Raw genomic sequence first — 20,167 nt, 5'->3', positions numbered from 1 at the left:
GATGACTTATTTTAAAAAGGTAGATTGGCTGCTTGAGCGTTTGGGTGCTGAAAATACAGTAATTGTCGATACGCGTTATTTGCTGACGGAGCCTGAGACAGGCCGGAAATCGTATGAAGAGGCGCATATTCCAGGTGCTTATTATGCCGATCTTAGTCATGATCTGTCGGGGCCGAAGCGCCCAGATGGGGAAGGTGGACGCCATCCTTTGCCAGAGCCAGAAGTATTGGCTGCTTTTCTGGGGCGGATTGGAATCGGCAATCAGACGACCGTAGTCGCTTACGATAACCAAGGTGGAGCCATGGCCTCGCGCCTGCGCTGGCTGCTGGAATGGATGGGGCATGAGGGGCAAGTGTATGTGCTGGAGGGCGGCTTCACCGCTTGGCAGGCAGCAGATTATCCCGTTAGCTTAGAAGAGCCGGAGGTGGTGGCAGGGGTTATTTTTGAACCAGCTTTGCGGGATGGGATTCTGGTAAGCCGCTCTTATGTGAAGGAGAGCATTGGGAAGGACGGAATCGTCATCATTGATTCGCGTGAAGCGCCTCGCTATCGGGGGGAAGTCGAGCCGATGGACCCGGCGGCCGGACATATTCCGGGGGCGATTAATCATTTTTGGGTGGAAAGCCGCCATGTGGATGGCGTGTGGAAGTCGCCGGAGGAGCAGGCGGAACGCTTTGCCGCGCTGTCGAAGGATGATGAGATCATTGTATACTGCGGGTCAGGTGTGACCGCTACGCCGAATTTTTTTGCGCTGCAGGAGGCAGGGTTTAAGAATGTGAAGCTTTATGCGGGGAGCTGGAGCGATTGGAGCTCGGACGTTGGTAACCCGGTTGCTAAGGGTGAGGAATAAGAGCTAAGAAGCCGCTTCGGACACAGGTATGAGGCTGCTGCAGGTTGCCGGGAGGTGGGCTATTGCGGCCTCTTTTAGCTTTTCTGTCAACGGTTTTCAAACAAAAATCTGAAGGAAGCAATTGCAGGGGGCCCGGAGCCATCGACTGCGGCGGTCGGGTCAAATGGTTATTGAACGCTCGGGGGCTTTGCTTCCTTTCATTCACAAGCTGGCTCGTCGCAACCTTTAGTGCGTAGCAGGAGCTTGACCTCCTAAGAGGAGCACTTCACTTAGTTTTCCTTAGTGTTGTCGGTAACCCATGGTTCGGGGGAGTAATCGCAACGAGGCCAGAGCCGTTCCGCCGCGCAAACCGTCACGACCGTGAGCCGTTCGGAGCGTCTGACTGGAACGGATTTGGTGATCGACTTGTTGTCGGTGGAGGCTAAGGGCATTGTTCATTCACAGATCCAGAAGGGGCAAAAGCGGAGCGCTAGCTTAAAGAAGCTTACGCAGTCTTACGTTCCGACACTTCAAAGCGTAAGGCTAAGCGAGCCCGCAGGAAGTTATTGTTGTACAACAATAGAAGTTGAATGAACTTATACTCCTTCTTCCTAAGCGTGGGTTTCTGATAATCGCTCACTACGACCCCAGACCTTACGCTCCGAACCCAACTGTGCTGCTCCAGCAGCACAACAGGCTCCGGATTGGGGAGGTTGCAACGCTCAATTCCCGGAGCGTAAGGCCAGCAAAGGGGAGAAGCACGAAAGCCACTCCCCACAAGGGAAACTATTCATCTGGATTTGCGAATATTTTAAATTATTGGTATCTTCTGTAGGCGATTTTTTATTTATAGTTACTCAATTAATTGTCTAATTGTTTCGCTAGTAGATTCGACCAATTCATTTACTTCAACAGCAGTAGATACCGCATTTCTGAAAATTCCAATAAATTGTATAATCTTCTTCAGTACAGGATTTTTTTCGTTTACAACTAATTCATCTTTGTTTCTTAACAAGCCACCAATCATAGAATCCAAAGATTGTTCAAGCTTGTTAGAACCCCACATTCTGTAATTATCTATCGCTGCCTGAATTTCTACTAGTTTAATTATAATTAATTCAATTAGTTCTTTAGGCAAATTAGAGGTATATACTTCTTCTTTTAATGAGGCTATTGTATTAAGAAGTTCTAGAACCTCTTCTTCTGTAAGTATGATTGAAGTTTTCTCCGCTAATCTTACAGCACATATATTTAAACCATAAATTGTTGTAGCATCAATAGAGTCAATAAAAGTATGGAAATATCCATTTAAATTTTGTTCAAAAAATGCTTTTTCAACTTTCTCGAGTGGAGTAATGTATAGATCAGCTCCTAAAACACTGCTTAATTCGTTTTTAACTTGTAGAATTAGATCCATTGTATGAGCTAATTTTTGGAAAATCATTGAAGTGTCGTTTTTATCGATATCAAATATTCGAGCCCAAGCCTGTTTGCTTCCCATAGTTCTATCCATTTTCTTAGCGTTAGTAATGATATTAATTAATCTACCTGCTTGATTCATTTTAAATGTATTTTCCATAGAAGCACTCCTTATTTTATATTAATTCACTCTGTCTATAGTCTAGTACATTTAACAATATTATTCAAATTATGGGGTATATTAAGGAGTGCGAGAGCATGTATCCTTATTATAACGTATATCAGTAAATTAGGACCTTGAACATTCTAAAATATGAATTTTATATTAAATAATAAAGATCGAAAAATATTCAAGACCTTTATTTATAACGTCAGCACCCTTAATAAATTTATATTCACACAGACATAAAATTAAAAATATTCATGAATTCAAGAGCTTCGTTTTCACGATTTATAATATTAAACCGAAGAAAATCACAAAATGTTGATGATTAAAATATACAAAGTTAAGCCTGACCTGAGAGTGATTATATAACTTTTTTAAGCAAGCATTCGAGAAGCATGTTTCTTAATTCCTCTTGTTTTTTTTGCTCTTTGAAACATTATTATTCAAGGTGCTAATAAGTAATTGCATTTTTTCTCGTGTTCTAGTTTTATCATTTTCATAATATATTTCATTTCTTTTAAGGATATCAATTAGTATGTTGTATCTCATTTTTTGAAATTCATCTGCTGATCCATACTTCCTCGTCTTTATTTGAGCTGTTATTTTTATGAAGTAAAGGATAAACGCTGCTTTAACAGTAATTATAGGTATAATAAACCAATTGTTTTTGAAGGAAACCCTAGTAGTGACTAATGAGATGAATAATATAATTCCAATATAAAGTGGTAATCGCTTATTGAATGATATGTACTTAAGTATTAATTTTTTAGTAGATAGTTTGATCTTGAATTCGTTTTAATATGAAAGTGTTTGGAGAAGTATCTTGCTTGAAGAGTTATGAGGGATGTAGAAATAAATCGAGTAGAAGATATGTATATATTGGAGTCTGTGGTAGCAACACATGTAACCGTTTGACGAAGAGTATTAATTATTGTATAGAGCATATATCTAATTTTTATATAATTGACACACTTGAATATCTCATGATTTACTTGTTTTAAATTATTGAACTAGCAATAAATGCGCCTGATTGTTCATAACTGGACGATTAAGCGCTTTTATTATAAAAAAAGTAGGTAATATAGGATTATTTTTATACGAACGTGTGTGAGTAAAAGATGGAATGCTTGGTGTTGTGTTGTTGAATTTGGTCGTCATTCATAGACGAGAAGGATGAGGTGAAAGAGTAAAACAGGGTGCGAAATCAAAGCAGAGGCTGAGAAGGTGCTTGCCAAAGTGCTTCACGAGCTTAACACGAATACATATATTTAGCCTACAAAGTAGGGCGTAATTACCTAGTTGACATCCTAGTTGGCGCAGAAGAAGAAGGAATTATTTCAATGAATATCAAAACTTTTGCGTTAGTGACTATAGTGAAATGGAAGGAATTCTTAATAACTTCTCCTAGCTCTTAAAACCTTCAAAAGTCCCTAGAGGCGAGACAATAGTTTTGAATGATGGAGGAGTTTATATCGTTTTACTCTAGCAGATGACAGTGAAAGCTTTTGTTAGTCTGTATTTGTTGAATGCGACTAAAGGAAATTACCCTAATACTAATTAAACCAACAACTATTAATCAATAAAACATTCTTGTAATCGTAAGCTCTCCAAATAGCAAAGTCTTGAATTTCAAAAAAAATAATGAAAGGTGGGTGAAACATAAAAAGGTATAACGATACTTATTGTGGAATAAATTTGATTCGAGATAAATATTGAATATGTTATTATATTTTGAAAAGGAGAACGTATGTTGAATATTTATTTACACATTAAGCGTAAGTCTGGAAAAAATCAATTTATTTTCTGATGGCCAGATTGTTTATTTTAATTATACGAATACTATGCCAGTTGATTCGGTAGCGAAGTCTACCAAGGTTACATAAAAGCTATACATACGAGGAGAGGTTCTTCTCCGTCTGTTACCCCCTGTGGTATCGAATACGAATAACTCCGATATGCTTTATACTTAGGCGTTTACTGAAGCTGGAGTAGATGGAGATATCTATCGGAATTGTAGCATTCAAGTAACGAGAAATGAGCAAACTATTCGCGAAGTTGTTTTTACACAAGCTTACGTACATACGTATACAGAACAGACAGATGGGACGAAGGGAATACTGGCGTTTGAACTGATCATCGGACAAAAAAAGACCAATATGAGAGGGTTAAGGTTAATCCTTATGAGGAGAATGATGCATACATAGATAACTTATCGATTTTAAAGAAAAATCAGAAACAATTAAATAATGTCTATAGGGAACCTTTGTAAGGAATGATACCATATACGAACGAGAAAAATAATGTTTCTAAAGCTGCTAATCCCTCTAATTACTACATGGATATTGATAACAATATTAAGCTGCTATATAACAAAGGAGATAGAGATGATTTATTAGAATATTCAGGGCAGTTTGTGACAGCAAAAATACGGGGTTATACAATATTGGGTATAACTTGGTCATAGTTAAACATAAGTAGGTATTGTTTTGCTGCATCTGCACGAATGATAATTAACAGTGTAGGAGGAAGAGTGAAAATACACTATGGGGCTCGAAGTTTTTTGTCTAAGGTTTTATTAGTTAACTGTGTGTATCATAATCGACGGAAATTTATTAAACAGTTATCACTCAAGAATATTGAAGCATTACGGACATCTGGGAATGGCATGTCATTTGATAAAGTGGTTATTATTTAAATAGCAAACGTAAGGCTCTGAGCAATCGGACGAGATAGAATGGAGTTGGAACAGATGGAGCAAGAAGTAATCGCCTTGGTGTGCAGCACATGCAAAAGTTTATCGGAGCACGTAAAGATGGAGAGTGAGTTTTTTGATATTGTTGGCTTCGAAAATGATGTTATGGAATGGTCTGACTACGACAACGATGTTCCTCCGCTAGATGCCCCCCATTGGATGTGGTCAGATCGCCCGCCAGAGCAAGGTCAGGTTAGAACGGTGAAAGTATGTCATCCTTTTCATATGGTGGTAGGAAACCCTTTTTGGATGCTTTACACTCCGGTATCCTCCAGCCTCAATGGATGGGATTCACATCCCGAAGAGATTGAGCATTCTTCTTTTGTTCGTTGCTCCATCGAATGTGTACTTGAGCAGGATAATTTCAAAGCTTGGTTGCGAGTAAAGGTTTTAGAGGTATGGATGATTAAGGATTACAATAAGCGATTTCCGATCAGAGATGGGAGTAACGGGTACTTGGAGGATTTTGAAATGTTTGGGAAGCCGTGCATATTCAATTACCAGGATTGGCTATTTATAAGTGCTGGCGCACAGGGAGATCTCGGCGTATGGGGGCTCGTAAAACGAATAGATAGTCAGTACCATATGCTAGTATATGGAGACTGGGGCATACATAGGAACAATGCTTTTGGAGGTAATATCCTACTACCTAAGCATCAGATTGAGGGATGGATCGAGCAGGCGATTCATAATGAGCGCTACCAGACGGTAGAGTAACCGTGTTGGGAAATCTATCGCACAAGCTGATGGAGTACTGGATCGACCTAATCGTCTCGAAGCTCTCGTTTCAGCTTTGACTGACGGGAAAGCTTTATCATAAATGACTTCAAAATATCGGATGAGGGAAGCGCATACAGGCACTATAAGTTAATGATCATATTACATGCTAAACCAGAAAGGAGTTCTCTATGATTTGGATTCATCCACCTTATGATGTGGAAAAAGTATCTATTATTTCTGTAGTAGAACGTATTGAAAAACAAACCAGATACATTAGACAAGCTGGGTCGGAACATTTCGCCATTATTGATTTCGTAATTGAGCCCTGTCAAGGTCACATCGGCTTTAAAAATGAGGCTCTAATGCAAGATGATTTGAGAGGAAATAAAGAGTGGGAGCAAATGTTCCCTATGGTTATATGTAGCATTTATGATGCTGTGAAATCATTTATTCAATTTCAATATAATGAAAGAAAACTTGCGATTGGTCATTTCAAATTCAAACTCATGAGCCTTAGAATTCACCCTGGAGATAGCAAATTAATGGATTTTGCAATAGCAACTCATATTGGTTTGAGAGAAATCTTTAAAAATGAAGATGCAGATGAGTAAAGCCTAGTAATACTTTAGGTACTAAAACTGTAGTGAAATTTGCCGGTAGAGCATTACTCTGAACCCTATTACAAATAAGTACTGAAATAGCGACCGGAGACCAGTAAGAGCTTATTTAATGGGATTAACCTTTTGAAGAAAGTATTTGCAATAGCAGCATTTCCTGACCTCTGCTTCGCAGGAGGCAGGGTTTAAGAATGTGAAGCTTTATGCGGGGAGTTGGAGTGATTGGAGTTCGGATTCTAGTAACCCGGTTGCGGATTGGGAAGAGTAAGGGCCGAGAAGCATTTATAGTATGTGTCTGGGAGTACATCGTCACGTGGGCTGAATGCTCGGGGCGATGTATTTTTTTACGCTCGAAGTCAACATGGAGTCAACGCTCGCTCCTTGTAAATACTTTCAGAAAGCCCAGAACCGAGCGTTTGTTTGTATGCTTCTTCATGTATCGTACAGCCCAACGATCATGTTGATCCCCACCGCTGTAAGCATACAAAGAAGGCCGATCAGCCCCCTCCTCGTAGGAAAATGCTGTATGGGCCCCTTATTCACGATACAGGCGTTGTTTCATGCATTGTAACTAAATTATAAACTCAGAAGCGATTCAATAGCCCTCACATTTTCAAAACCAATCAACAAGAAATCAACAACCGTGTGAGCTTGAATAAGCTAAAGCTCCATTTTGTGTCCCGCATGCGGTCTTTCGGAAAATACGAATATACTTTATTGAAATTTATGGATAAGTATGGGAAAATTGAATTAACATTCTAATTTATCCACGATGAGGAGTTGTTAATTTATTTGTGGAACTGAATGCAAAAAATGAAGAGATGAGGAATAAAATATGAGAAGAGCAATTGCATTTATTTTAACGTTATCTTTGATATTCGCGCTGTCTCCCATGCAGACTTTTGCAGCGAAAAGTCAAGAATTAGTGCTACTGGAACAACAGAAGGAGATTTTTAAAGATGGAGAAATTATTGGAACAACATATAGAACTATAACTAGAACTATTATTGATAATAAGATCCTATTAAATACTAACGAAATTAATAACTTTAATGATGGTAGTGTTACAGAAAATTCAGATGTAACAACAATCGAAGTAATTAATGAGAATGAGGCAGAAATAAATGGTGAAAAGTACGATCTAAATGAGGTGATTTACAGTGATTCAAGCTATGAGAACACACCAATGAATCAAAGATTTTCATATACAGTTCTCGGGAGCGGAGGACGCTACTCTTACATTACTTGGGAGGATCGTTATACTCATATACTTCTCCCTACTCCATATACTACAACTATGACAACTGCTTCTGGAATTAAAAATAGGCTATCAATCGACGGGGCAATGTTTTTAGATACTGGTGGAGCAAAAGATGATGCAGTAACCAAGTCAGTACTTACAGATGGTCCGAATAAATTAGCAGTAATAAATTTCAAGCATTATGCTGGCGATGTTGTCGCAGCTAGAAATACCATTAATATAAATGCTCCCTTACTTATGGCCGCATTAGGGTTAACAGTTTTAACAGCAGCTAGTGTCGTTGGTGCTATTGGAGGAGCAATAGGTGTTGCTGGATTCGCTACTGCTATTTGGTCTGCGGGTAGCGATGCAAATAGTTCGATGGGTAGCGCTTATGCAATTCTACAAAGCATTTAATGAATAGAAAACGGTAATTTCAAGCACATAAGTAAAACTGATTAGCTAATCTTTTTTACTTATGTGCAATTTTTATGTTAAACTGCACATATTGGAATCAGGTAAATCAAATATTATTAAATGGAAAAATAATTAAAGAAGTTGGAGGTGAATGGATATTACTTCGGAAATATTAATAATAATTTTGGTTAGTATATGGCCTTTATTTATTTTATATACTCTTATATATAAGAAGTATAAAACAAAAAAAGAGAAGATAGGAATAATAATAAGTGGTTTATTGTGGATAATATTCCTGATTGCTAATTTTATTATATAAGAGTTTTACAAGAGTCTCTGATTTCGTAACTAATCAGCCGACTAGATCCACCTTTCCACCTTAATTCAATACGTACTGTAGTTTCTTAGTTATTTTACCTGCCAGTCAGTATGCTTCTCATGACTACCAAGCCCGTCTAAAAATATACATAATGAAGGCTAGTATGAGTCGCAAAGGCAACTGCTATGACAATGCTTGCATCGAGGCGTTCCATAGCGTTCTTAAAAAGGAACTCATTTATTTGGAGCGGTTCAAGACACTCGAACAAGCATGCAGACGCATCATTGAATACATTCTCTGCTTCTACAATGCCAAACGTATTCATTCGACCATCGGGTATCTCACACCTAATGAATGCGAACGCAGGTACCGAATGGCTGCTTAACTCTCTCGGTTTCTTGTGTCTACACTATTGACAGAGGTACAAGTGCAGGAAGCCGGGTTTAAGAATGTGAAGCTTTATGCGGGGAGCTAGAGTGATTGGAGTAGCGACCCGCGGAACCCTGTCGCCACTGGCGACTATAGTTTGCGGATTTTGAATACATCGCTATGTGGGCCGAGTGCCTGGGGCGATGTATTTTTATGCTTGAAATCAACAAAGAGACCGCGTGCAGCCTAGACGGCACGCGGTCCTTCGCATGGAAGCAAGTTGATTGGACTTGCTCTAAGAATAAGAGATGGGAGGCCGCACCGGACGAGCTTCGAAGGGCTGCAGCGGTCCAGATTTGCTAATTCGTTTAAAGCATCATTCCGATATCATGCTGGCCTACGATAAGCTTCACCGGCTCGAGGTAAACCCGCGTGAGCGGCGGTCGCGCGATGAGATCGATTTCGATATCCGTGATTTTATAACGAGCGATTTTGCCATCCCTTTTATCGTAAACGACATTGAATTCCTTCAATCCTACTTGTTGAATCAGAACGGAGGACCCGATCGACAAGGCAGCCGTTTCGAACTTCCCATGATCGAACAACACTTCCGAAATAATTTCATCGTTCATATCCACAATCGTGACCTGTTGGCAAAACTGGTATTGCATTCGCAGACATCTCCTTTAGGTGGTATTGATGCAAAATGAGTGGATTGGATGCCCCATGCCGCTCTTCTTACTTTATCGGATAAATCGGGCTGTCAGTATAGCGTGATTTTTACCAATTCTTTTTATTCTCCTAAGCGTGTTAGTATACTTTTAAAGTAATATGGCACTTGGACCACCAAGGGATAGGATATAAACCGATTGAAGTTGGTTGTGAACAGTGTTACTCTAACAACGGTAAACTAAAGATCTATAGCTTGCCATACACCTAGTAATAGTCACCATTTCAGTTATAGAGAAAGGAAATACTATGATAAAAGTTGATAACTTGTCCTTCTCATTTCCGCAAAAAGAACTATATAAAAACATATCATTTACGCTTGAGGAGGCACAACATTGCGCTTTTATAGGAACAAGCGGGAATGGTAAAAGTACATTAATAGATATTTTAATGGATCCAGAAAGATACTTGTTCGAAGGCAAGTTAGTAATAGACCCGACTTGCAAGATTGGACACGTAAGTCAATTTCCACAAATCGACACAACGAAAGAAACAACCGTTTATGAATATTTAGGGGAAGAATTTATTAAGTTGCAAAATGAAATAACAGCTATTTTTACGGAAATGGAAACATCATCGGATATTGATGCCTTATTAGAAAAATATCAATTAGCTTTAGACGCATTGGATTTAATTGGCGGGGAGGATTTTGAAAGCAACCTTAATAAAAAACTTAATCTAGCCAACCTTATGAAGCTTAAAGATCTTAGCGTATCTGACCTAAGCGGTGGGGAATTCAAGCTCATTCAAGTGATGAAGGAAATGCTTAGTAGTCCAGACTTAATGATTATGGACGAACCAGATGTATTTCTAGACTTTGAAAACCTAAATGCGCTTAAGAATCTTATTAATTCTCACAAGGGAATGCTGCTAGTTGTTACGCACAACCGATATCTTTTGAATCATTGCTTCAACAAAGTTATACACCTTGAAAATACAGAAATCCAAGAGTTTGATGGGCGATATATGGATTATACCTTCTCATTACTTCAGACTAAAGTTGAGTTGCAAGAGCTCAAAGTTGCTGAGGATGAAGAAATAGAGAGAAACGAGCATATCATTGATAATCTTAGAGCTATCGCAACTTATAATTCAGAAGCTTCTAGAGGCAAAGCATTAAAAGCTAGAGTCAAGTTTCAAGAAAGATTGGAAGCACGTAGAATTAAAGCGCCATTTGTTGATATTAAGCAACCGTATATTAGTTTTGGTATCGATAATGAAATTGAAGACGCCATTGTTGTAAATGTGAATAATTATAGTGTTGCCTTTGATGAATTGCTTTTAGACAATGTTAACTTCGAGATAAAATCTACGGATAAAGTAGCCATTATTGGTTCAAACGGTACCGGGAAAACGACTTTACTCCGAGATATTTTTAAAAATAATCATGAATCAATTGAAATAAATGCTGATGTTAAAGAGGCTTATTTATCTCAAAATCAAGGCGAAGTGCTAACGGTATCTAATACAATACTAGAAGAATTCATCGACGCTGGATTTAAGAGTTATGATGAAGTTAGAACGTATATTGCAAACTATGGTTTTGAAGGAGAAATCGTTAATCAAAAAATAAAATCTCTATCTGGTGGAGAAAAAAATATGCTTCAATTGGCTAAAGCTGCTGCCAGTAAAGCAAACGTATTGCTTCTTGATGAACCGACAAGCCACTTAGACATCTATTCCCAAATAGCACTGGAGAAAGCTATTGAAGGCTATAAAGGCGCGATTCTGATGATTTCTCATGATTTTTATTCTGTTGTAAATGGTATGGATTATGTTTTAATCATTGAGGATAAGACGATTAGGAAAATGACGATTAAAAAATTTAGACAGATGATTTATGCTAGTCATTTCGATAGGGACTATCTTGAATCGGAACAAAATAAAAGATTAGTTGAAATGAAAATAGAGTTGGCTTTAAAAGATACTGATTTTGAACTTGCAAAAGTATTGGTTGATGAGTTGGAAGAGCTGATTAAGTCGCTTTAAATGATAACCTTCTGATTACATTGAAGACTCCACAAGAATTAGAAGAACATATTAGGCATCTAGGACGTTCACTATCAAGAACAAGAGCAGGTTATCGAAAAGATAGCCTGTTCTTTTTTTTTGCGCGAAAAATGAGAAAAGAACTTTTAAATGTTAATATGCCTTTAGTCTTAACTATGAGAGCCCTACTTGAGAGCGCAACGGTGACACTATCCGGTGATGTTCAGTTGCAAGCAGGCGATTAAGTTGGATTATATTATGAGGCTAACGGTCTTGCCATTAATCTCAATATGGATGCGGTATGCTCCCATCATAGTAGACAGTAGAAAAACAACACCTCTATTTCTACCATTATGGGAGTTTTTATAATGTCCAAAAGAAGCCCGATTTCGCATAAAATAAGGGACGGAAAACGACTTATAAAGAACGGATGGAAATAACACAATACACCATCGCTCACAATCACGATTACCAGAAAGCAAGCGACAAATACGGTGTCTCTTAACAGTAGGTATATGCATGGGTTCGTAAATATTAAGCAAGTGACGCAGAGGCCGTACAGGACCTCCAGGGCGAAAAGAAGCCGCTAGAGGAGCTCAATGAACAGGACCGCTTAAAGCTTCGGAACAAGAAATTTGAAGCGCGCAAGAGATATCTGAAAATGGAGAATGCACTCACAAAAAAGTTGGCAGAGATTCGGCGAAGAAATGAATCCCATACCTAGAGTGATTGGAGCTCGGATAGCGGGAATCCGGTTGCTCCGGGGGAACAATAAAGAATAAATTTAGATATGGATCGTCATGATATAAGACTTTGGGTCAACTCCTTGTTTATTAAGGATGGAGAGGCCATTAGAAAGCATATTACATAAACAAGAAGTTAATATTATTTTTAGAAGCCTTTACGCTGTAAGTACGGATAAATCATGTCAAAAAGCATGACTACGAATCTGGACAGCTTGGATGAATGGATTTCATACTCTAGCAACCCGGTTGCGACTGGCGATGAAGCAGGGAAGTAATGAGAGAGGCAAATGTGAGAGAGTTGCATATCGGTTATTCTAGATCACCCGTTCGGACACGGTGGCAAGATTCGACCTTTTGACGATGGAGGAAGTGCTGCTACAGGCGAGAAACGTTTTGTCGAAGGTTTTCAAGAGCTATGCGCCAAAATAATTGTAGACTGTCAAAGCCGCCTAACCTGAGTGCAGAAGAGGCGGCTTTCTGTGGACTTAAGCGATAGGAGGCTGCATCAGACGCAGGCTTGGACGGTTGGAGCAGTTGGAGCAGTACACGCGACGCGGGATAGGCTGGCAAGGCCGCAAATGGGGCATTCTATTAACTATTCAGCTCCGATAAGGTGCAGTTTTTTATAACACTCCTCCCATAACCACCCTGCCAATAATCGATCTTCCAGTAACAGATTGCCTTTGGCTTCTTGCTTACGCACATAATAACGGCCATCGAGCCTATCCTTCGTTTCCGCCAAATGAATTAATGTCTCTGCTCCTTGCGCCGGAGTCGATAGAAAGGGCGCGAAAACCGTCTTTAAAATGGAAGCATAAACCCCCATATATCGTCCAAAGTCCGAACGGATAAGGCCAGGGTGGAAATCAGCAAATTCAATCCCATATCGCCTGTAATATTCTCGGAATAACATCCCAGTAATCAGCTTGCTGCGGGCATAAACCGCATGAGACCGCAGGCCGGCTGTTTTTTGCCAATCCTGTTTGTCAATTGACGCCCCTTTGTGAGAACGGGAGGAGGTATTGATAACGCGCCCCTTGTTTTTCTGAATATGCGGTGTAAGCATCAGCGTTAGAAGAAGCGGGGAAAGCGTGTTGACTTGGAAGATTGGCTCGTTGCCATCAACTGTAGCCCCAGTCTGCGCGGGAATTCCTCCTGCATTGTTCACCAAAATATCAATATGAGGAAGCTCCTGCATCAGCTTATTTGCTAGCTCCCGCACGTTCTCTAAACTCATAAAGTCCGCCGTATACGGCTTAACCCCGATTTCCTTGGCGATTGCCGCTGTTCGACTATGTGACCTTCCCACAGGTATAACCAAAGCCCCGCGTTCAAACAGCTTCTTTACGGCTGCAGCGCCTACCCCCGAGCTTGCTCCAGTTACAACGATTGTTTTTCCTTCTATAGATTGCATTTATTCCTTCCTCCCGCTAAGCACTGCGCGCTGCTTTACAAACTGTTGTTTGATTACAGAGTTAAGAACAAAATTTGCAACACTGGAACGGGAGATCGTCAGCTTCCTTGGCGTTTTTAGAGACGTGGATGGGGTATAATTATGCCTATCAGCATCATCCGTTAAAGCACCAAAGTAAGCAATCGTCCAATCCAAATGGCTTTCGACTACATATTTTTCTGCTGCGCTCAAATCAGCAAAGTCTTTGCGAAAAAACGTGTATCCTAAAAATTTTATAAACAGATTGGCATGGCTTAACGTTTGGCCCGCTCCGTAGCTCATCAAAAGAGACAAGCGCTTTAGATCGTTCGCTCGCATAGCTTGTATGACGGATTTCATGGCAGGACTCAGAATTTTCCCTGAAGTACCTTTAATGATCAAACCATTACCCAAGGCTGAAATAACCGCATCGTGCCCAACCATCGCTTTTTGCAGTTTAACCTGATCATCCAGTACACTGCCAAGCACTACATGAAGACCATGTTGATTGAGATCTAATCCGTCTGCACGCCTTACAAAGGCAGTAACCTCACATTTTTCAGAAAGCGCTTGTTGAACGATCTGCCGCCCTATTGCACCATTGGCTCCTACCACAAACAGTTTCATTTGGATGCTCTCCTTTCAACGAAGTTTAATTATGGATCGAAGAGGGCGTGAGCGGCACCTCTTCGATCCCCCAAATTAAATTGAAAATACTTTTTCACCCACGAGCTAAGAGGCAGTCATTTATGCTTGTTAAAGTATCGGCTTATTGCCCTCATTTTTCCAAACGGTTCCTCGTTTCTCGTATTGAAATAGCCGCTCTACTTCAAGCGCAATACGTGGTCCTAATTCTCTCTCGACGACGTAAATGCCAAGATCCAGACCTGATGTTACACCGGCTCCGGTAATGAGATCTCCATCGTCTACGACTCTAGCATGAATCGGATTCACTTCCGTTACAGCCAGGAGATCCATTCCCATATGATGCGTGACCGCATTCCTTCCATCTATTGCACCTGTCATCGCCAAGAGCACAGATCCTCCGCATACGGAGGTTACAATCATTTCCGGATCAGCTACCGCTTTCCTTATAAGATTGCCCAGTTCTGTTTCGGAAGCATTTTTCAGCTTCATCGGTATGAAATCGGGGTCGCCTTCGTTTAACGATCCAGCTGCGCCTGGCACAAGGATAATCCCTTTTTTTGATAGGTCCAGCTTTCCTTCGGCCTTTAAGGGATACTGATTAGTTCCACTTGAAACCATTTCGCTCCCGTCCACACTGACAATAGAAACGATCACATTTTCTTTCGTCAGTCGGCTCGCCGTTGCAAATAATTCATATGGGGCCATAACATCCAATAAATCGAAACCATCAAATAACACGATTTGAATATGCATAGAACCACCTCATCCATAATAGTTTAAGTCTACGGACCGGACCGTCCGGTCCGTAGACCGCAATTTAATTGTATCTGATAGTTTCTTTAAATATGATTGTTAATTTTGACCATTTTTCAACAATTCACCTAGTGTAACAAACTAATAGTTTTTTTGTGAACGCGATATTATTTTGAATGTGCTCATTGCTTAGCGAAAGACGGCTGGCCATAATAGCGCCTTCCATAGAGGACAGGAGGTAGGACGCCGTGGTGTGTGGATTAAGCTCAGAAGTAAATTCGCCAGCTTCAATGCCTTCCTTAAGAAGCGACGCCACGAATTCAATCATATTTTGAAAGGCTTCAGACGTCATGGCTTTTAATTCGGGAAAGCTGCTATCGCTTTCGACAGCTGTATTTAATAGCGGACAGCCCCCTTCAATGGGCGGGTTATGTACCGCATCTAAATAGATCTCTGCAATGGCGATTATTTTTTCTGTCGTGCTATCCTTACTTTCGATTGAGTCGATAATATGGGACCAAATGATTCGTCCTGCTTTTTCGTAAGCAGCCAATACGATTTTATTTTTATCTTGAAATCTACGATAAATGCTGCCTTTAGGCAACCCCGTTTCGCTCATAATATCTTGAATGGATGTCTGGTGAATGCCTTTGGTATTAAAAAGGGTTAAAGACTTATCTATGATATGGTTATACACGTCATCCTGATTGGCCATCTATAAAAACCTCATCTCCGAATATCTTTCTTTAATAAAAGTATAACAAATAACCCGAAACGAATAAAAGGTGCTTTTATATACATGAGCGCTAGCGTATCCTCGGAGTTGTTGCCGTGGGCATATGTATTCCTCCTCTCAAAATAGCTGCAAAAAAGCCGCCAAAGCTATGGCGGCGATAATCGTTTTATTATTGAACGACAGCATAAGCACCTTCAAAAAGCTGCGCTGCATTAAAATTTTGACCATCCGAATACAGGCCTCAGCATCTTGCGACCCCAGTAAGCGATTACTGTACCCGGGTTCCACGAGCCAGGAGTCTGCAAGTATTGCTTGTATTGGTCAGTGATGAGATAAGTCCAAGTCGAAGTAGGGTTCTTCAGTCCGAATTTTTCCCACATTGCCGGATCATTCGAGCCGCCAAGCTTCACAAGCATTTTAGCCGACTCACGATTAATCTTAGCCGGAATTTGCTCGTAGGCTTCGATAATTTGCGCATGAAATTCGTCGATCGGATTGCGGCTAACAAGGCTCGTCAGATGGATGCTTTCGCGAATGTAAGAAGCAAATGCCAGATGGTCAGCCCAGAACCTGTCGATAAAATAAAGCCGTACCCGCTGCTCCGAAGGGCTCATCGGAGTGTCGCCTTTCAAAATGCCGAGCCGCTCCTCGTATAGCATGCGCCTCTGTTCCTCCACCATATCCGAATAACTGTTCAGCTCCTGACGGATATGGAAGTTTTGGCCCATAATAACACGCTGAATATGATCAATTTTGCTGCGAAGCACCGACTCTTCGAGAGCCTCGTCCTGCCTAAGGCCGTGTATCGCCTTATCGATGCCGAACTTAAGCATCAACTCGTCTTCCAAGCTTACGAAAAATACAGAGGCTCCCGGATCGCCTTGGCGGCCAGAGCGTCCGCGCAATTGATTGTCAATCCGCACGCTTTGGTGCATATGGGTACCGATTACGTACAAGCCGCCCAGCCTGGCGACAGCTTCCCCTTGCATGGGGTCGCCGCCGCCGAGCCGAATATCGACGCCGCGTCCCGCCATATTCGTCGACACCGTCACGGCGCCGATTTCACCCGCTTTGGCAATGATCTGAGCTTCTTCTGCATCGTTTTTTGCATTTAGAACATGGCAAGATACATGGGCTGCCGCTAGCGACTCGGCCAGCATGTCAGACTCCTCGACGCTTGAGGTACCAATGAGAATCGGACGCCCCGCCCGATGTACGGAAAGGATTTCTTGCACAAGCGCCTTAAATTTGGCTTCTTTATGGGTATAAATCCGGTGTGGATGATCGATCCGTATATTTGGCCGGTTCGGCGGGATCGGCAAGACCTGAAGCCTATAAATGCTCTCGAATTCTATGGCGGAAGCTTGTGCAGTAGCCGTCATTCCGCAAATCTTTGGATACAGGCTAAGGAAGTGTTGAAGGGTGATCGTACCGAGAATGATCCCGCCGGCTTTCGCCTGCAGCCCTTCCTTGGCCGAAAGCGCGGCTTGCAGCCCGTCCGGCAAATGCCTGTTCTCCGCAACTCGGCCAGTATATTCATCGATCAGCTCGATTTTGCCGTCCCGGATGATGTAATCGACGTCTTTTTTCAGCAACCATTCCGCATGCAGCGCATTATTTAACGACGTTAACAAATGGCTATTATACTCTTCGTACAAATTGCCGCATCCCAGCAGCGATTCCGCTTTCGCAGAGCCTGCTTCGTTTAAGTAAACATTTCGCTGGAACTCGTCGAACTCGCAATGCTCATCTTGCTTGAGCTGCCGGGCTATTTCTGCAAAAAGAATGCCGTCGTCGTCGGAAATGCCAGGCTCGCCGGCGATAACTAGCGGCACCCGCGCCTCATCAAGCAGCAGTGAATCCGCTTCGTCGACGATGACGTAGTGGAAGGGACGATGCACGGTATCGGCTTCGTCTAAAGCAATTGTGTCGCGCAAATAATCGAATCCCGCCTCTTTGGCCGTAACATAGGTGATATCGGCGGCGTATGCTTCCCGTTTCTCGGGCAAGCTCATGCCCGCTTGCACAGCACTTACCGTTAACCCGAGGAAATGATAGATTGGGCTCATCCAATCCGCATCCCGATTTGCCAAATAATCGTTAAAGGTCAGTACATGAACGCCTTCACCAGTTAGCGCATGCAGATAAGCAGGCATAACAGCAGAGAGCGTTTTTCCTTCGCCAGTTTGCTGCTCGACCAGGAAGCCCTCGTGCAGAGCGATGGCAGCCATGATTTGGACATCGTAGGGCTGTAATCCGAGCGTTCTCTTCGCCGCCTCGCAGACTAGCGCATAGGCATCGACAAGCAGCCCGTCCAAAGACGTACCCGATGTAGCTTCCTTTTTCAGCCGGAGAGACTCCGCTTGCAGCCGCTGATCGTCCCAAGCTCCCAAATTCCGTTTCCTAATGAGCTCCGATTTGTCCCGATAGCCTTTCAGCTTATGCCGGGTATCGCGGTCTTTGAATTCTCGCATCAACTTGACGGCTAAATTCATTGAAATTTGATCCCTCCTCGGTAGAAATCCACGATTATAGTATCTAACGGCATCGACGAATCCATAAGAACGTGTGGCCGTTATTTTGTCATTTTTCCCTACTCATCCTTTAACCGTCGTTGATACAAAACAACCGATACAATCGTTAATACAACCGTCCATGCCAAAATAATAAGGAGGGGTATTAATAACTCTCCCGTCGTAAAGCCTGTATGGGGTATGCCTAGCAAATGCACAAGCTGACTGCTTGGCATATAATCCAGCACTTTGAAGATCGGATAATCCTCCACTAGAAACGCTCCCCATGGTGCCGCAGAGAATATGATCGTCACAGGAATGATAGATAATGACGCATCAAGCAACGTCTTGGAGAATAGACCGCATATCGTCCCGACTGCTGTGTATAGAATAATCGAAAGAAGGATTGCTGCCACAAACGCCCATATACTAGCTGGCTCATAGCCAAATAGATACGTAGCAATAACCAGAACAACAGCAGACATGACAAAGACTAAAGTACTTTTACCGATTAAAACATCGATGGTCGTGGCCGGAGTCATCATTAATGATCGTAAAGTGTTGCGCTCCTTTTCTTCCGCAATCAAGCATGCTTGTGCGAAACATGTTAGAAGCACAAACGAAAGATTAAGAACTGTAGCGAAAGACCCAGGCAAAGACGAGCTGGCGTTGGCAGCCCGAAGAAGAAGTGCAAGGAGAATTGGAAAAATCAACATAATGGAGAGCGCATAATTGCGCGAAAACTCTTTATAATCCTTCACAAATATCGCTTGCGCGCGTTTTAATGAGATATTCATAACAACTCACTTCCTGTCATTTTAATGAATATATCACCTAGACTTGGCTCTTTCGTTTCTAATCGATCAATTAAGTCTTGTTTCATCCAATCGGCGATTTGATCGGCCGTTCCCCCATCGATTGGCAGCTCATAGGCTTCCCCATTTAGTAATTCAACACAAACGACATTTTCACGATGTTGTTTTTTAAGCTCCTTTGGCGAGCCGATCGTTTGGATTTGTCCTTTATACACAATCGCTACATTGCTGCATAGCAGCTCCGCCTCAGCCATATCATGGGTCGTTAAAAAAATCGTCGTTCCATTCTCATTTAAATAACGTAAGCCTTTATAAATATGTGCTGTGTTCACCGGATCTAAAGCCGAAGTAGGCTCATCCAAAAATAATAATTCCGGCTCGTGGATAATCGCGCATGCCAACAGGACACGCTGGCGCATCCCTTTCGATAAGTGATTGACTTTCTTTTTGCGCTCTCCGCTTAAGTTTACAAACTGCAGCACCTTATCAATCGAAGATTTAGGAAGATCATATAACTTACGATACAGCTCCAGATTTTCTTCTATCGTTAATCTCTCATATAGACCACTGTTATCTGTCAAAATGCCAAAACGCATCTTCTGTGCAGACTGCTGCATTTTCTCCGCTGGCTCGTTAAATACGCTTGCTTGTCCGCTTGTCGGATTTAGCTGCGCCGTTAAAAGCTTTATTAATGTCGTCTTACCTGAACCGCTCGGACCCAGAAACCCAAAAATTTCTCCCTTCGCAACGGAAAAGGATACATCTGCTAATGCATCCTTATTCCCAAATCTCTTCTGAATACGCTCGACTTGGATAACAGCCACTGACACCACTTCCTTAGAGTTGATGGCCTAACTATATAAGGATTGCAGGCCTCCAGCCATCAAAATCCGCCGAAATGTAGCTGTTTTCCCCTGAATGGTACCACCCGATGCTCGATTGTTCTCGCATTCCCCCG

14 protein-coding genes and 2 pseudogenes are annotated in these 20,167 nt (G+C 41.6%); 7 read left to right on the top strand and 9 right to left on the bottom strand.

The features are described 5' to 3' along the window. Window position 1: 1 nt before the first annotated feature. Window positions 2-850, top strand: coding sequence for a sulfurtransferase (locus BBD42_RS06080; protein WP_099517440.1), 849 nt, complete (start codon window positions 2-4; stop codon window positions 848-850). A gap of 832 nt (window positions 851-1,682) precedes the next feature. On the opposite strand, the gene BBD42_RS06075 is transcribed toward BBD42_RS06080, so the two are convergent. Further along, entirely contained in the window at window positions 1,683-2,408 is a 726-nt protein-coding gene (locus BBD42_RS06075) for a hypothetical protein (RefSeq protein ID WP_099517439.1), read from the bottom strand. A gap of 2,755 nt (window positions 2,409-5,163) precedes the next feature. Here BBD42_RS06075 and BBD42_RS06070 point away from each other — a divergent pair. The 5 genes and pseudogenes from BBD42_RS06070 to BBD42_RS06050 all read left to right on the top strand — a co-directional run. Then, a complete protein-coding gene (locus BBD42_RS06070; RefSeq protein WP_099517438.1) occupies window positions 5,164-5,883 on the top strand; it encodes a hypothetical protein in 720 nt (239 codons plus the stop codon). 191 nt (window positions 5,884-6,074) lie between these two features. Further along, window positions 6,075-6,497: a hypothetical protein gene (locus BBD42_RS06065; protein ID WP_099517437.1), complete on the top strand. Its 423-nt coding sequence runs from the start codon at window positions 6,075-6,077 to the stop codon at window positions 6,495-6,497. Between the two features lie 172 nt (window positions 6,498-6,669). Then, a pseudogene (locus BBD42_RS32165) lies at window positions 6,670-6,771 on the top strand (sulfurtransferase); the annotation flags it as partial. A 567-nt stretch (window positions 6,772-7,338) separates the two neighbouring features. Beyond that, complete coding sequence (locus BBD42_RS06055) at window positions 7,339-8,160, top strand: hypothetical protein (RefSeq protein WP_099517436.1); 822 nt, start codon at window positions 7,339-7,341, stop codon at window positions 8,158-8,160. A 422-nt stretch (window positions 8,161-8,582) separates the two neighbouring features. Continuing rightward, a pseudogene (locus BBD42_RS06050) lies at window positions 8,583-8,864 on the top strand (integrase core domain-containing protein); the annotation flags it as partial. A 352-nt stretch (window positions 8,865-9,216) separates the two neighbouring features. On the opposite strand, the gene BBD42_RS06045 reads toward BBD42_RS06050, so the two are convergent. After that, window positions 9,217-9,519 (bottom strand): hypothetical protein, encoded by a 303-nt coding sequence (locus BBD42_RS06045; protein ID WP_056031694.1) that lies wholly within the window; start codon window positions 9,517-9,519, stop codon window positions 9,217-9,219. Between the two features lie 307 nt (window positions 9,520-9,826). On the opposite strand from BBD42_RS06045, the gene BBD42_RS06040 reads away from it, so the two are divergent. Continuing rightward, window positions 9,827-11,566, top strand: coding sequence for an ABC-F family ATP-binding cassette domain-containing protein (locus BBD42_RS06040; RefSeq protein ID WP_099517434.1), 1,740 nt, complete (start codon window positions 9,827-9,829; stop codon window positions 11,564-11,566). 1,341 nt (window positions 11,567-12,907) lie between these two features. Here the strand turns inward: BBD42_RS06040 and BBD42_RS06035 are convergent. The 7 genes from BBD42_RS06035 to BBD42_RS06005 all read right to left on the bottom strand — a co-directional run bounded on the left by BBD42_RS06035 (window position 12,908) and on the right by BBD42_RS06005 (window position 20,033). Continuing rightward, complete coding sequence (locus tag BBD42_RS06035; protein ID WP_099517433.1) at window positions 12,908-13,726, bottom strand: SDR family NAD(P)-dependent oxidoreductase; 819 nt, start codon at window positions 13,724-13,726, stop codon at window positions 12,908-12,910. Further along, window positions 13,727-14,371, bottom strand: a complete 645-nt coding sequence (locus tag BBD42_RS06030) for an NAD(P)-dependent oxidoreductase (RefSeq protein ID WP_099517432.1) — start codon at window positions 14,369-14,371, stop codon at window positions 13,727-13,729. A gap of 129 nt (window positions 14,372-14,500) precedes the next feature. Beyond that, a complete protein-coding gene (locus BBD42_RS06025; RefSeq protein ID WP_099517431.1) occupies window positions 14,501-15,145 on the bottom strand; it encodes a DJ-1/PfpI family protein in 645 nt (214 codons plus the stop codon). A gap of 124 nt (window positions 15,146-15,269) precedes the next feature. Continuing rightward, window positions 15,270-15,860, bottom strand: a complete 591-nt coding sequence (locus BBD42_RS06020) for a TetR/AcrR family transcriptional regulator (RefSeq protein WP_099517430.1) — start codon at window positions 15,858-15,860, stop codon at window positions 15,270-15,272. A 233-nt stretch (window positions 15,861-16,093) separates the two neighbouring features. Then, window positions 16,094-18,376 carry a preprotein translocase subunit SecA gene (locus BBD42_RS06015; RefSeq protein ID WP_099517429.1) on the bottom strand — a complete coding sequence of 761 codons (2,283 nt, stop codon included), beginning with the start codon at window positions 18,374-18,376 and terminating at the stop codon, window positions 16,094-16,096. Between the two features lie 98 nt (window positions 18,377-18,474). Continuing rightward, window positions 18,475-19,191, bottom strand: a complete 717-nt coding sequence (locus tag BBD42_RS06010; RefSeq protein WP_099517428.1) for an ABC transporter permease — start codon at window positions 19,189-19,191, stop codon at window positions 18,475-18,477. Next, complete coding sequence (locus tag BBD42_RS06005; protein WP_099517427.1) at window positions 19,188-20,033, bottom strand: ABC transporter ATP-binding protein; 846 nt, start codon at window positions 20,031-20,033, stop codon at window positions 19,188-19,190. Before BBD42_RS06005 ends, BBD42_RS06010 begins: the two co-directional genes overlap by 4 nt. Window positions 20,034-20,167: the final 134 nt, after the last annotated feature.

This window comes from Paenibacillus sp. BIHB 4019 (genome assembly GCF_002741035.1).
Lineage (GTDB): Bacteria > Bacillota > Bacilli > Paenibacillales > Paenibacillaceae > Pristimantibacillus.
Note: the sequence above shows the minus strand (reverse complement) of the source record. Positions and strands in the feature narration are given on the sequence as shown.